Consider the following 12,941-nt stretch of genomic DNA (forward strand, 5'->3'; position numbering starts at 1 on the left):
GAGGCGTCGGGGATCCCAGGTCGGGAGCGGGAGGGACCATGACCGCGGTGGGACCGCTGGACGCGATGTTCCTGCTCGGTGAGAGCCGTGAGCAGCCCATGCACGTCGGCGGGTTGATGGTGTTCGAGCTGCCGGAGGGCGCCGGACGGGACCACGTGTTCCCGGAAGGTTCCCGCGACTACGTCTCGCAGCTGTACCACGACATGGTCGCGGCGACGGCGGTGAATCCGCTGTTCGCCCGGCGAGTGCGGAACCGGGCGCTCGACCTCGGCTACTGGTCCTGGGAGCAGGACGACGACATCGACCTCGAGTACCACGTGCGGCTGTCCGGCTTGGCGCGTCCAGGGCGGTTCCGGGAGTTGTTCGAGCTGACCAGCCGCCTGCACGGGACGCTGCTGGACCGGCATAGGCCGCTGTGGGAGATGCACCTGATCGAGGGCGTCGAGGGCCGGCGGTTCGCCCTCTACAGCAAGATCCACCACTCGCTGCTCGACGGCGTCACCGCCCTCCGCTGGATGCAGGACACCCTCACCACGAACCCCGACACAACGGACATGCCCGCGACCTTCGCGTTGCCGGCACCTGCCGAATCGGTGCTGGAAAGTACTGCGGGTCGGCTGCCGACTGCGGCTGAACTGTTTGCGGCGATCGGAAGGGCGCCGGGTCAGGCGATCGGTGGTGCTGCTCATGCCCGCCGGGTCTTGGCTGATCTTGCCGGTCTTACGCCTGTTGGGTTGAAGAGTTTGCTCAGGACTGTTCAGGCAGAGCATTCGTCCATCGCGTTCCAGGCGCCGCGGACGATCTTGAATCAGCCGATCACCGGAGCACGGCGGTTCGCGGCGCAGTCGTGGCCGATCGAACGGTTGGAGAAAGTCCGCGCGATCACCGGGGCGACGCTGAACGACGTGATGCTGGCGATGTGTTCAGGTGCCTTGCGCAACTATCTGCTCGAGCTGAATGCCCTTCCGGACAGGGCATTGACGGCGATGGTCCCAGTCTCCCTGCGCGGCGAGGCGGACGCACCCGGCGGCGGCAACGCGCTGAGCACCTTGATCGCCGACCTCGCCACCGACGAGGCGGCCCCCGAGCAGCGGATCCGCCGAATCATGGCCTCGACCACGTATGCCAAGGGCGTGCTGTCCGGGCTCAGTCCGTTGCAGCGACTGCTGGTCGGCGCTCTCGGCTTCGGCGTCGCTGGTCCCGCGGCGGTTCTGCCCGGCGTGGCCGGCCGTACGACGCCGCCGTACAACGTCGTCATCTCGAACGTGCCTGGTCCGGCCGAGAGTCCGCTGTACTGGAACCGGTCGCGTCTGCTCGGCATGTATCCGGCCAGCATCGTGCTCAACGGCCAGGCGCTGAACATCAGCGTCACCAGCTACGACCACCAGTTGCACTTCGGCCTGATCGGCTGCCGCCGTACGGTCCCGCATCTGCAACGGCTGCTGGCACATCTCGAGGTCTCGCTGACCGACCTCGAGAACATCCACTAGAGCAAACGTCCATCTGGCTGACACCCTGTTCCAGTCCGGTGTGCGATGCGAGGATCGGCCCGTGCCTTCGGATCCCGCCCTCGAGCAACCCCTCGCTCGTCCGGAACTGCTGACCTGGCTGGCCGACTCGATCCCGCACTCAACCGGCGACGACTGCGTCCGGGTAGGCATCGACGGTGTCGACGGCTCAGGCAAGACGACCTTCGCCAACGAGTTGGCCGAAGCCCTGCGCGCTGCCGGCCGGAACGTCGTACGCGTCTCGGTGGATGACTTCCACAACGTCCGCGCCATCAGATACCGCCGCGGCCGCTCGTCTCCCGAGGGCTTCTGGCGCGACTCGTTCAACTACGACCGCCTCCGCACGGACGTCCTCGAGCCGCTGGGCACAGGCGGATCACGTCGCTACCGCCCAGCCGCCCACGACCTGGCCACCGACCAGATCCTCGAGCCGCCCTGCGAGGTCGCCCCGGCCGGCGCAGTCCTCGTCGTCGACGGCCTGTTCCTCCACCGCGACGAACTCGCCAACGCCTGGGACCTCTCCGTCTTCCTCGACGTCCCCTTCGACATCACCATCCAGCGAATGGCCCACCGAGACGGCACCAACCCCGACCCCAACCACCCCACCGTACGACGCTACGTCGAAGCCCAACACCTGTACTTCAAAGCCTGCAACCCCCACCAAAAAGCAGACATCCTCATAGCCAACACCCCCCTCAACGCACCCCGCCCCCTCCGCATCCGCTAGCCCGCCCGCGCGCCTGCACCGCCGAGCACCCACCCCTGCAAGCGTCCACGCACCCCAGCAAACAGCCGCCGAGTCCGCCGCCGACCGGAGCCCGCAGGAGCCCCTCTGTCAGAGTGACGGCTCAGCCAGCCGCGGACAGTAGCCTCGCAGCCGGGCGGTAGCCCCGCACGCGGCGGCGGCTGGGTGGGAGCGCGCGGAGCGGGTGCGACGAAGGAGCGCCTGCGTAGCACGCTGGGGGAGAAACCTCTTACAGGCGGACGACGCCGTTGGGGGTTTGGAAGACGGCGGCTACCAGGCCGGGTTGGCCGTTGGGGCCTACCCAGGCGACGTCGAGGTCGTCGAGGAGGTGGTCGGCGGGGTGGCCGATCCAGTCGGTGACGCGGTGCGGGTCGCCCGCGATCTCGAGCGCGGTCAGCCGGATGCCCTTGCCGCCGACCGACGGGTGCTCGGTGAGGTCGTCCCAGTGCACGAAGAACGGCAGTTGCGGGTCGGCGATCAGGCCCTTCACGCCGATCTGCCGCCAGGTCAGGTTCACCCCGTCAGGGCGGTGCCGGTTGCCAGGTGCAGCCTCGCGGCCGAGGCGCTGCTCCATCCGCGCCATGTCGCGGACCGCCACGACCCAGCCGAGCCATCCGCCGCCCAGCTCCTTGCGGGCGCGGACAGCCTGGCCGAACGGCGCCTTGTCCGAGGCGGGGTGGTCGAGCACGTCGACCACCTCGATGTACCGATCGTTTTCCAACGGCAGGATGTGGTTGACCGTGCCGAAGCGCGGGTGCACACCTCCGTCCACGAACTCCGCCCCCAGTTGCGCGGACAACCGCTCGAGCGTGGCCTTGCAGCCGTCAGGGCCGCACGCGTACGACAGATGATCCAGACGCATGCCAGTCATTGTGTCCCCACCCACCGACACTCGTGGCCCCCGGGGTGTGTCGGGAGCACGATCTAAGCTCTCCATCATGCGTACGGTCGTCATCGGAGGAACTGGCCACATCGGCACTTACCTGGTCCCGGAGCTCGTGCGGCTCGGGCATCAGGTGACCGTGCTCAGTCGCGGCGAGCGGTCGCCGTACCAGAGTGATGGCGCCTGGAAACAGGTCGAGCTGGTCCCGGTCGATCGCGCAGCGGAAGATGCCGCAGGCACCTTCGGTGAGCGGGTGGCCGGGCTGGAGCCGGACATTGTGATCGACCTGATCTGCTTCACCGAGGACAGTGCGAAGCAGCTCGTCGAGGCCGTGCGCGGCAAGATCCAGCACCTGCTGCACTGCGGCACGATCTGGGTGCACGGGCCGAGTATGACCGTGCCGACCAGGGAGGACACGCCGCGCCGGCCGTTCGGTGACTACGGCATCCAGAAGGCGGCGATCGAGCGCTACCTGCTCGACCAGTCCCGCCGCAACGGCCTGCCGGCCACGATCATCCACCCCGGTCACATCTGCGGCCCCGGCTGGACTCCGATCACGCCGGCCGCCACCTTCAACCTCGAGGTGTACGAGAAGCTCGCCCACGGCCACGACCTGCTGCTGCCGAACCTCGGCCTGGAGACGATCAACCCGGTGCACGCCGACGACGTGGCCGGCATCTTCCTGGCCGCGATCGCCAGCCGCTCGACCGCGATCGGCGAGAGCTTCCACGTGGTCGCGAGCGACGCGGTGACGCTGCGCGGCTACGCCCACGCGGTCGCCGACTGGTTCGGCCAGGAGGCCCGGCTCAGCTTCCTCCCGATCGGCCAACTGCGCGAGCAACTGTCCGAGCGGGATGCGGGAGCCATGTGGGACCACGTCGCGCACAGCCCGAACTGCTCGATGGACAAGGCGGCCAGACTGCTCGGCTTCCGCCCGCGCTACTCCGCGATCGAGGCTGCCCGGTCAGGTATCGAGTGGCTCGTCGACAACGGCAAGATCACTTAGACGCTGGGTGAGGCAGCAACGGCCGGGCTGCTTCCAGGTGCTGACGGCACAGATCCGCGAGGACGTCGTACGCCTTGTGGCCCATCAAGGTCTGAAGCTCGACCCGGCTGGACTCGAAGACCGCCTCGACGGCGATGTGCGCCTCGGTGTTGCCGGTGCAGTACCAGTCCAGGTCGTGTCCACCCGGTCCCCAGCCACGCCGGTCGTACTCGCCGATGCCGACCTCCGTGTACGTCGTACCGTCCGGGCGCTCCACCTCGCGGAAGGTGCGGCGGATCGGCAACTGCCAGCAGACGTCCGGCTTGGTCTCGACGAAGTGCACACCCTTCTTCAGCGCCAGGCCGTGCAGCGCACAACCGCCGCCACCGGCGAAGCCCGGGCGGTTCAGGAAGATGCAGGCACCCTCCCAGACGCGGGTCTTGCGGTCGCCGTCGTCGTCGGTCTCGACCCAGCCGTTCTTCCGGCCCTCCTTGCGGAACTGCCAGTCGTCCTTGGTCAGCTCCTTGACGTACTGCTTGACCCGCTTCTCGTCGTCATCGTCGGAGAAGTGTGCGCCGAGGGTGCAGCAGCCGTCGTTCGGCCGGCCCTTGTAGATGCCGCGGCAGCCACCCCCGAAGATGCAGGTCCAGTTGGAGGTCAGCCAGGTCAGATCGCAACGGAACACCTGGTCGGGGTCGTCGGGGTCGATGAACTCGACCGAGGCACGCGGGAAATCGAGAGAAACCTCAGGCACCTGGAAAGCGTACGCGCCTTCGCCCGCAGACAGTGAATGCCGACTCCGGCGCGCTGCACTCCGGTGGACCGGTAGCGTGAGGGTATGCGGCTCGGCGTACTCGACGTGGGATCCAACACCGTCCACCTCCTCGTGGTGGACGCGCATCGCGGTGCCGCGCCGCTCCCGGCGTACTCGCACAAGGCCGAACTGCGGCTGGCCGAGCACCTGGACAAGGACGGGAAGATCGCACAGTCCGGCGCCGACGGGCTGGTCTCGTTCGTCAAGGAAGCGTCCGTGCTGGCCGAGGACAAGGGTTGTCAGTCTGTGCTGGCGTTCGCCACCTCCGCGCTCCGCGAGGCGCCGAACGGGGACAAGGTGCTGGACCGGGTCCGCGCCGAGACCGAGATCGAGCTGCAGGTGCTGAGCGGCGAGGACGAGGCCCGGCTGACGTTCCTCGCGGTACGTCGTTGGTTCGGCTGGTCGTCCGGACGGCTCGCGGTGTTCGACATCGGCGGCGGCTCGCTGGAGATCGCGGCCGGGTCCGACGAGGAGCCGACCGTGGCGGTGTCCGTGCCGCTCGGGGCGGGCCGGCTGACCAGGGAAGGGCTGCACCACGATCCGCCGGACAAGGACGAGGTGCGGGAGCTGCGGCGGCGGGTCCGGATCGAGATGGCCGCGGTGGCCGGGCCGGTACTGCGGGCAGGCAAGCCGCAACGGTCGGTTGCCACCAGCAAGACGTTCCGGTCGCTGGCCAGGATCTGCGGTGCGGCGCCGTCCGACGACGGTCCGTACGTGCCGCGCTCGCTGGACCGCGACGACCTGGCCGAGTGGATGCCGAAGCTGACCAAGATGACCGCCGACGAGCGGGCCGGCCTGCCCGGCGTTTCGGCGGGCCGCTCCACCCAATTGCTCGCCGGTGCGCTCGTCGCGGACGCGGTGATGGATCTGTTCGACCTTCCCTCCCTCGAAGTGTGCCCGTGGGCGCTGCGGGAAGGTGTCATCCTGTCCCGGCTCGACCAGTTGCAACCGCGGTGAACCAGATGAACCCCAGTACGACCGCCAAGATCGGCCTGTCCACGGCCTCCGTCTACCCCGAATCGACCGCCAGCGGGTTCGAGCTGGCCGCTCGGCTCGGGTACGACGGCGTCGAGGTGATGGTCGGCATCGACCCACTGAGCACTCAGATCGACGCGATCCAGCGGCTGGTCGACTACCACCAGCTGCCGGTGCTCGCGATCCACGCGCCCTGCCTACTGATCACGCAGCGGGTCTGGGGGACCGACCCGTGGGGCAAGCTCGAGCGCAGCGCCGAGGCGGCCAAGGACCTCGGCGCCGACGTGGTCGTCGTCCACCCGCCGTTCCGCTGGCAGCGGGACTACGCGCGCGGATTCGTTGAGGGGATCGCCCGCCTCGAAGCCGAGACCGGGGTGATCTTCGCGGTCGAGAACATGTACCCGTGGCGCGCGCCCGGCAAGGGTCTGCAGGCATACGCGCCGAGCTGGGACCCGACCGAGCAGGACTACGCGCACACCACTCTGGACCTGTCGCACTCGTCGACCGCCGAGCAGGACTGCGTCGAGCTGGCCGCGACGATGGGCCGGAGCCTCACCCACATCCATCTGACCGACGGGACCGGCTCCGCGAAGGACGAGCACCTGGTGCCCGGCCGCGGCACGCAACGGGCCGCCGACTTGCTGGCCGGCCTGGCGAACCAGGACTTCCGCGGCCACATCATCATCGAGATCAACACCCGCCGCGCGACCAGCCGGTCCGAGCGCGAGGTCGACCTGGTCGAGTCGCTCGACTTCACCCGCAAGCACTTCGTCCGGACGTCGCGCCGCTCGTCGTTCGCGGTCACTCCCCAGGGCGAGATCTCGGAGCTCACGTCGTGAACGCCCGCGGCGGATCCGGCGGTACGGCGGAGTCCGGCGCGGCCCGTACGACGACCACCGGGCGGGCGGGTCGCCGTCCCGGCGGCCCGGATACCCGCGGCGAGATACTCCGCGCGGCGCGGGGATCCTTTGCGGACAAGGGTTTCACGGCCACCTCGATCCGTGCGATCGCTCGCGAGGCCGCGGTGGACGCGGCCCTGGTGCATCACTACTTCGAGAGCAAGGACGAGCTGTTCATCGAGGCGATGGCGATCCCGGTCGACCCACGCCAGATCGCCGCGCGGATCATCGACGGTCCGCGCGACGAGCTCGGCCGGCGGATCGCGACCGCGTTCCTCGGCGTCTGGGAATCGGCCGAAGGTCAGCAGCGGATGAAGGCGATCTTCCGCAGTGTGGTGAGCAGCGACGAGGTCGCCCGCATCATGCGCGAGGGCATCACCCAGATGATCATCCAGCCGGTCTCCAAGGTGCTCGACGTACCTGACGCCCACCTGCGCGTCACGCTGGTCGCGACCCAGCTCATCGGGCTCGCGATGGCTCGCTATCTGGTCGAGCTCGAACCGGTCGCGTCCGTCGACCTGGCCACGCTGATCGATCGGCTCGGGCCGGTCCTGCAACTTCACCTGACCGGTTGATGCAGATCCCGACCGACCGCGAGATCGAGACCTTGCACCGCGATCATGCGCCGACCCGCGACGCCTTCGAGTCCGTGTACGAACACTGCCGGATCGTCTGTCAGCTCGCCGCGCAGTACTGGCCGTCGCTGGACGTCGACGCGGATCTGGTCCGCGCCGGCGCGCTCCTGCATGACATCGGCGTCTACCGGCTCTACACGGCTGGTGTGCTCGACACCGCCGACTATGTGCGGCACGGCGTACTCGGGCATGAGCTGCTTGCTGGTCTTGGGTTTTCGGAGACGATCAGCCGGTTCTGCTCGCGACATTCCGGGGTCGGCATCACGCGGGACGACGTACTGCGGCAAGGTTTGCCGATCCCGGCGGCCGACTATGTGGCGGAGTCGCGGGAGGAGGAGCTGGTCATGTACGCCGACAAGTTCCACAGCAAGCGGACTCCGCCGGTGTTCGTGAGCGGCACGTCGTACGAGATCGCCGTACGTCGGTGGGGCGAGGAGAAGGCGGTCGCGTTCGCGGACCTCAGGCACCGGTACGGCGATCCGGAACTGGCGTCGCTCAGCGCCGCCACCGGCTACGCGGTGATCTGACGTAACTGCCAGCTGTTGCCAAGCGTGGGGTCTCGGGCTAAATTCATCATATGATGAAAAACGCGGTGAGGTGCCGGGACGTCGTGGTGGTGCGCGGCGACCGGGAGGTCCTGCACGGGGTCGGGTTCGACCTCCGGACCGGGACGGTGACCGGGCTGCTGGGCCCCTCCGGCTGCGGCAAGACGACGCTGATCCGCGCGATCGTCGGTCTTCAGGCCAAGGTCACCGGCAACGTCTCCGTCCTCGGACTGCCCGCCGGCGCGCCCAAGCTGCGCGGCCGGATCGGGTACGTGACCCAGGAGCCCAGTGTTTATGGGGATCTGAGCGTGACGGAGAACCTACGCTTCTTCGCGGCGGTGCTGGGGGTGCCGGCTGACGACGTGGGCCGGGTCATCGACGCGGTCGATCTGCGGTCGCATGCCGACGTACGCGTCGATCGTCTGTCCGGTGGGCAGCGGTCGCGGGCCTCACTTGCCGCCGCACTCTTGGGCGACCCCGAGCTCCTGGTCCTCGACGAACCGACCGTCGGCCTGGATCCCGTTCTCCGGCGGGATCTCTGGGATCTCTTCCACCGGCTCGCCGACACCGGCGCGACCCTGCTCGTCTCAAGTCACGTGATGGACGAGGCTTCGCGCTGCGATCGCCTCCTGCTGATGCGCGACGGCGAGCTGCTCGCCGACGACACTCCGCAAGCCCTGCTCGACTCGGTCGGCACCGACGACATCGAGCAGGCGTTCCTCACCCTGATCGAACAGAAGGCAGGTGCGCGATGACGCCCCGGGTCACCTTCGCCGTCGCCGCTCGGGTCCTCGCCCAGCTGCGCCGCGACCACCGCACCGTCGCGATGCTGATCGTGCTCCCCACGTTGCTGGTCAGCCTGATGTGGTGGATGTTCCACGACTCACCCGGCACCTTCGACCGGTTCGGTGGGCCGCTGCTGGCCGTGTTCCCGGCGATCATCATGTTCATCGTGACCTCGGTCGCGACGCTGCGGGAGCGCTCCACCGGCACGCTGTCGCGGCTGTTCACGATGCCGATGGCGAAGGTCGACTTCCTGCTCGGCTACGCGCTGGCATTCGCGCTGATCGCCGTGGTCCAAGCTCTCGTGGTCGTGTCGATCGCGCTGTATGCCCTCGATCTGAGCATCGAGGGTGCCGCCTGGCAGTTGGGCGTGGTCGCGGTTCTTGACGGCGTTCTCGGTACGGCGCTCGGCCTCTTCGCGAGTGCGTTCGCGGCGACCGAGTTCCAGGCGGTCCAGATGATGCCGGCCGTGATGATCCCGCAGATCCTGCTCTGCGGACTCCTCCTGCCTCGCGATCAGCTCCCAACCGTGCTGCACGCCGTCAGCGACGTACTGCCCCTCTCGTACGCCGTCGACGCCGTCACCGGAGTTGCCCAAGGCAACGGCTTCGGCGCCGGCGCAGGCACCGACGCCCTGGTAGTCACCGCCTTCATCCTCGCCGCCCTGGCCCTAGGCGCCGCAACCCTAAAACGCCGCACAGCCTGAGGTTCCCCCACGCGACCGCTACGCGCGCTCCTCCGTCGCGTGCTGGCGGCCGCTGCCCCGACCTGGCGCGCGTGGTCCGGGCACGCGCGCCAGGTTTGTTGCCTTAGGCGCCGAACATGGGGTCGTTGCGGCGGTTGGTGGACCAGCGGAAGTAGACCTGGTCGGCGAAGGTCACCAGGGTCTCGAAGCCCTGCCAGGTCGCGGCCCTGATCGTGGTCGTTGTCGGGCGGAACGGCTCGGTCCGCCCATGCGGCTTCCCCAGCAACCGCTTGACCTGCCTTTTGCTCATCCCGCTCGTGATCGTCACCCGTCAACGCTATGAGGCCGCCCGCCCCGCCCACCCCGGTTGGCAGCTACCGGTCAGCCGGCCAGGTGGGAGACGTTGTGCCAGGCGGGGTCTTCGGTGACCTCGACGGAGACAGGTCCGTGCGGCCAGCCGGTGGTGGCGGCTTGGAGCTGGGCGCCGGCGGGCGTGGTGCCGTCGGCGTAGTAGTGGAGGGTCCGGGTGCCGGCCGAAGTCTCGTGGGCGAGCAGATTGCCGGAACCACCAAGGCGAGCGGTCAGGTGGTCTTCGAAACTCCGGAGTTCGTCCAGCATCTCCGACTCCGGCAGTCCGTCGTCGCGCACCACGGGGTAGCGGATCGAGACCGCGACGTGGGTGTCGAGGTGCGGCCGCCGGATGGACCGCAACGGGTACTCCGCTGTAGCGATCAGTCGATGCCCGTCCCGCGTCCCCTCGAGCATCTTCCACGCCGGACTCCCGTCCTCCAACGTGTGATCGCCCGCGAACGCAGCGACCGCGGGCAGCAACTCCTCGATCGGCACAGCATCGGCCGGCGCCTCGGCCAGCGTGTCGATGGCACCGACCCAGGTCTCCACCATCTCCTCGCCCAGCACGAGATCGAGCATCAGGAACGTCACCCGCCGCTGCACATCCACCGGCAGTTCAGGAAACGCCGGATGATGTACGCCGACATGGATCGCCGACGAATCCGGCTCCATCGACACCACGGTCTCGTCGATCGGGATCGGCGGCAACCCGTCGAACCTGATCGTGAACGCAGGTCCCGGCCGCCGCAGATCGGCGTACTCCCAGGTCCGGTCCGACGGCGGCGCGGCGCGGAGCCAGCGTCGCGCCACGGCACGCCGGCTCGGGTTCCCCGCCGCGGTGACGATCAGGACGTGCTCGGCATGCAGCCCAGGACCGAGCTCCCACTCCAGATCCGGATCGATCCGCGCGATCAGATCGGTGAGTACGTCGCTCAGATTCGCCGGCACCTGACGTGCGATCGCATCGGCCACCCGCGCCGCACCGGATTCGCTCCACCAGGACCAGAACGCGCCGATCGGGTCGGCCTCCACGGCAGTCCGCTTGCGACGCTTGAAGATGGGCATGGACGCATCCTCTCCCGGTCATGGGTGCGTCCGGCCGGTGGTTCCCGGGACGGCGACATACCGTCACCGACCTGGTGTCAACAGTAACCGGCGATCGAACCAGTGACCCCGGTGGTGTGGTGCCTGCCACACGATTCGCGAGCCTCAGGTTCAGGCGCGTAGCCTGCTGACACCACTGGCAGATGGGGCCGGGTGGGTCGATGAGGAGGAACACGTAGTGCTTCGGCGAGTCCTGCTGGGCATGTCCCGCAGCCCCCAGATCAAGAAGGCGGTTTCGTCGCTCCCGGTGTCCAGTGGCATCGTCGCGCGCTTCGTCGCCGGTGAGACCGCGCCGGAGGCCGTGCTGGCCACCGAGAAGCTGGTCAGCAACGGCCTGAACGTCACCCTCGATCACCTCGGCGAGGACGTCACCGACCTGGCCGCGGCGACCGCGACCGCGGACGCGTACCTCGAACTGCTCCACAAGCTGGCCGAAGCCGGGCTGACCAAGAACGCCGAGGTCTCGGTCAAGCTGTCCGCGGTCGGCCAGGCGCTGCCCGGCGACGGCGAGAAGATCGCGCTGGAGAACGCGCGGACGATCTGCCTCGCGGCCCGCAACGCCGGTACGACGGTCACCCTCGACATGGAGGACCACACCACCACCGACTCCACGCTGGGCATCCTGCGCGAACTGCGCCAGGACTTCCCGGAGACCGGTGCGGTGCTGCAGGCGTACCTGCGCCGGACCGAGGGTGACTGCCGCGACCTCGCCCACGCCGGCTCCCGCGTCCGGCTCTGCAAGGGCGCTTACAAGGAGCCCGAGTCGGTGGCGTACCAGGATACGCGCGGCGTGGACAAGGCGTACGTCCGGGCCATGAAGGTCCTGATGAACGGCGCCGGCTACCCGATGATCGCGTCGCACGACCCGCGGCTGATCGCGATCGCCGGCTCGCTCGCCGACGGCGCCAACCGGCAGCCGGGCAGCTACGAGTACCAGATGCTCTTCGGCATCCGCCCCGAGGAGCAGCTCCGTCTGTCCGGCCTCGGCCACACGATGCGCATCTACATCCCGTACGGCGAGGACTGGTACGGCTACCTGGTCCGCCGCCTGGCCGAGCGTCCCGCCAACCTCCAGTTCTTCGCCCGCTCCCTGATCAGCAAGAAGTAGCCGCCTGGTGGGCGCTCCGGTCCTATCCCGGCTGAGCTCAGTAGTGTGTTGGCCATGACTAGTCAGGTGGCCATTCTCGGGGCCGGTGTGATGGGGGAGACGTTGCTGTCCGGGCTGATTCGAGCCGGCCGGCGACCGCAGGAGCTCCTGATCACCGAGCGCCGGGAGGAGCGTGCCGCCGAGCTGCGGGAGCGGTACGGCGTCGACGTCGTGACCAATGGGGACGCGGCGGCCAAGGCGGACACGCTGGTGCTGGTGGTGAAGCCGCAGGACATGCCGGATCTGCTCGCTGAGATCGCCCCGGCCGTCCGGTCGTCGCAGACCGTGGTCTCGCTGGCCGCCGGCATCACCACCGGGTTCATCGAGTCGCGGTTGCCTGAGGGTGTGGCCGTCGTACGCGTGATGCCGAACACGCCGGCGCTGGTCGACGAGGGCATGGCGGCGATCTCTCGCGGCGCGCACTGCGATGAGAGCCACCTGGAGTTGGCAGAGGGCCTGTTGGCCGCGACGGGGCGGGTGATCCGGGTGCCGGAGAAGCAGCAGGACGCAGTGACCGCGATCTCCGGGTCCGGACCGGCGTACTTGTTCTTTGTCGTCGAGGCGATGATCGAGGCGGGCGTCCACATGGGTCTGCCGCGTGGGACCGCTACGGAGCTCGTCGTACAGACCGTTGTGGGTTCGGCGAAGCTGCTGCGGGAGACCGGTGAGCACCCGACCGTGCTGCGCGAGCGGGTGACGTCTCCGGGAGGTACGACGGCCGCCGCCGTACGCGAGCTGGAGGACCACAAGGTCCGTGCCGCGTTCCTGTCCGCGATCGAGGCCGCGCGCAATCGTTCGCGCGCGTTGGCCGCCGAATAACACCTCTGCTACCGGTGGCGTTATTGTTGGCGCCGCAGTTTCCTGCCGTGTTCAAGGGATGAG

The 12,941-nt window shown here is 68.7% G+C and carries 15 protein-coding genes; 11 read left to right on the forward strand and 4 right to left on the reverse strand.

The genetic code is table 11. The features are described 5' to 3' along the window. The first annotated feature begins 38 nt into the window (after positions 1-38). On the forward strand, positions 39-1,490 hold the full coding sequence (locus tag E0H75_RS08365; RefSeq protein WP_131512597.1) for a WS/DGAT/MGAT family O-acyltransferase: 1,452 nt from the start codon (positions 39-41) through the stop codon (positions 1,488-1,490). Positions 1,491-1,551: 61 nt separating this feature from the next. After that, positions 1,552-2,235: an AAA family ATPase gene (locus E0H75_RS08370; RefSeq protein WP_202872863.1), complete on the forward strand. Its 684-nt coding sequence runs from the start codon at positions 1,552-1,554 to the stop codon at positions 2,233-2,235. A gap of 247 nt (positions 2,236-2,482) precedes the next feature. On the opposite strand, the gene E0H75_RS08375 is transcribed toward E0H75_RS08370, so the two are convergent. Then, positions 2,483-3,115, reverse strand: a complete 633-nt coding sequence (locus E0H75_RS08375) for a VOC family protein (protein ID WP_131512598.1) — start codon at positions 3,113-3,115, stop codon at positions 2,483-2,485. Between the two features lie 76 nt (positions 3,116-3,191). On the opposite strand from E0H75_RS08375, the gene E0H75_RS08380 reads away from it, so the two are divergent. Beyond that, the gene (locus E0H75_RS08380; RefSeq protein ID WP_131512599.1) at positions 3,192-4,142 is read left to right on the forward strand and encodes an NAD-dependent epimerase/dehydratase family protein; all 951 of its coding nucleotides are present in this window, start codon (positions 3,192-3,194) and stop codon (positions 4,140-4,142) included. Here the strand turns inward: E0H75_RS08380 and E0H75_RS08385 are convergent. Beyond that, positions 4,135-4,875 carry a DUF3109 family protein gene (locus E0H75_RS08385; protein ID WP_131512600.1) on the reverse strand — a complete coding sequence of 247 codons (741 nt, stop codon included), beginning with the start codon at positions 4,873-4,875 and terminating at the stop codon, positions 4,135-4,137. The genes E0H75_RS08380 and E0H75_RS08385 overlap by 8 nt on opposite strands. Before the next feature lie 84 nt (positions 4,876-4,959). Between E0H75_RS08385 and E0H75_RS08390 the strand changes: the two genes are divergently transcribed. The 6 genes from E0H75_RS08390 to E0H75_RS08415 are packed head-to-tail and all read left to right on the forward strand — an operon-like array spanning position 4,960 to position 9,478. After that, entirely contained in the window at positions 4,960-5,892 is a 933-nt protein-coding gene (locus E0H75_RS08390; RefSeq protein ID WP_131512601.1) for a Ppx/GppA family phosphatase, read from the forward strand. 5 nt (positions 5,893-5,897) lie between these two features. Beyond that, complete coding sequence (locus E0H75_RS08395; RefSeq protein ID WP_131512602.1) at positions 5,898-6,749, forward strand: sugar phosphate isomerase/epimerase family protein; 852 nt, start codon at positions 5,898-5,900, stop codon at positions 6,747-6,749. Next, on the forward strand, positions 6,746-7,384 hold the full coding sequence (locus E0H75_RS08400; protein WP_131512603.1) for a TetR/AcrR family transcriptional regulator: 639 nt from the start codon (positions 6,746-6,748) through the stop codon (positions 7,382-7,384). The genes E0H75_RS08395 and E0H75_RS08400 overlap by 4 nt, the downstream gene beginning before the upstream one ends. Further along, entirely contained in the window at positions 7,384-7,971 is a 588-nt protein-coding gene (locus E0H75_RS08405) for an HD domain-containing protein (RefSeq protein ID WP_131512604.1), read from the forward strand. Before E0H75_RS08400 ends, E0H75_RS08405 begins: the two co-directional genes overlap by 1 nt. Positions 7,972-8,021: 50 nt before the next feature. After that, positions 8,022-8,744, forward strand: coding sequence for an ABC transporter ATP-binding protein (locus tag E0H75_RS08410; RefSeq protein WP_131512605.1), 723 nt, complete (start codon positions 8,022-8,024; stop codon positions 8,742-8,744). Continuing rightward, the gene (locus tag E0H75_RS08415; protein WP_131512606.1) at positions 8,741-9,478 is read left to right on the forward strand and encodes an ABC transporter permease; all 738 of its coding nucleotides are present in this window, start codon (positions 8,741-8,743) and stop codon (positions 9,476-9,478) included. Before E0H75_RS08410 ends, E0H75_RS08415 begins: the two co-directional genes overlap by 4 nt. A 103-nt stretch (positions 9,479-9,581) precedes the next feature. On the opposite strand, the gene E0H75_RS08420 is transcribed toward E0H75_RS08415, so the two are convergent. After that, the gene (locus tag E0H75_RS08420) at positions 9,582-9,785 is read right to left on the reverse strand and encodes a hypothetical protein (protein WP_131512607.1); all 204 of its coding nucleotides are present in this window, start codon (positions 9,783-9,785) and stop codon (positions 9,582-9,584) included. Between the two features lie 53 nt (positions 9,786-9,838). Beyond that, the gene (locus tag E0H75_RS08425) at positions 9,839-10,873 is read right to left on the reverse strand and encodes a DUF695 domain-containing protein (protein ID WP_131512608.1); all 1,035 of its coding nucleotides are present in this window, start codon (positions 10,871-10,873) and stop codon (positions 9,839-9,841) included. A gap of 217 nt (positions 10,874-11,090) precedes the next feature. On the opposite strand from E0H75_RS08425, the gene E0H75_RS08430 reads away from it, so the two are divergent. Further along, on the forward strand, positions 11,091-12,020 hold the full coding sequence (locus E0H75_RS08430; RefSeq protein ID WP_131512609.1) for a proline dehydrogenase family protein: 930 nt from the start codon (positions 11,091-11,093) through the stop codon (positions 12,018-12,020). A gap of 54 nt (positions 12,021-12,074) precedes the next feature. Then, positions 12,075-12,878, forward strand: coding sequence for a pyrroline-5-carboxylate reductase (proC, locus tag E0H75_RS08435; protein WP_131512610.1), 804 nt, complete (start codon positions 12,075-12,077; stop codon positions 12,876-12,878). The last annotated feature ends 63 nt before the right edge of the window (positions 12,879-12,941 follow it).

This window comes from Kribbella capetownensis, assembly GCF_004331485.1.
Lineage (GTDB): Bacteria > Actinomycetota > Actinomycetes > Propionibacteriales > Kribbellaceae > Kribbella > Kribbella capetownensis.

Coding starts and splice junctions, on each gene's coding strand:
- E0H75_RS08365 (WP_131512597.1), top strand. CDS start 39: ATGACCGCGGTGGGACCGCTGGACGCGATGTTCCTGCTCGGTGAGAGC.
- E0H75_RS08375 (WP_131512598.1), bottom strand. CDS start 3,115: ATGCGTCTGGATCATCTGTCGTACGCGTGCGGCCCTGACGGCTGCAAG.
- E0H75_RS08380 (WP_131512599.1), top strand. CDS start 3,192: ATGCGTACGGTCGTCATCGGAGGAACTGGCCACATCGGCACTTACCTG.
- E0H75_RS08390 (WP_131512601.1), top strand. CDS start 4,960: ATGCGGCTCGGCGTACTCGACGTGGGATCCAACACCGTCCACCTCCTC.
- E0H75_RS08395 (WP_131512602.1), top strand. CDS start 5,898: ATGAACCCCAGTACGACCGCCAAGATCGGCCTGTCCACGGCCTCCGTC.
- E0H75_RS08405 (WP_131512604.1), top strand. CDS start 7,384: ATGCAGATCCCGACCGACCGCGAGATCGAGACCTTGCACCGCGATCAT.
- E0H75_RS08410 (WP_131512605.1), top strand. CDS start 8,022: ATGATGAAAAACGCGGTGAGGTGCCGGGACGTCGTGGTGGTGCGCGGC.
- E0H75_RS08415 (WP_131512606.1), top strand. CDS start 8,741: ATGACGCCCCGGGTCACCTTCGCCGTCGCCGCTCGGGTCCTCGCCCAG.
- E0H75_RS08425 (WP_131512608.1), bottom strand. CDS start 10,873: ATGCCCATCTTCAAGCGTCGCAAGCGGACTGCCGTGGAGGCCGACCCG.
- proC (WP_131512610.1), top strand. CDS start 12,075: ATGACTAGTCAGGTGGCCATTCTCGGGGCCGGTGTGATGGGGGAGACG.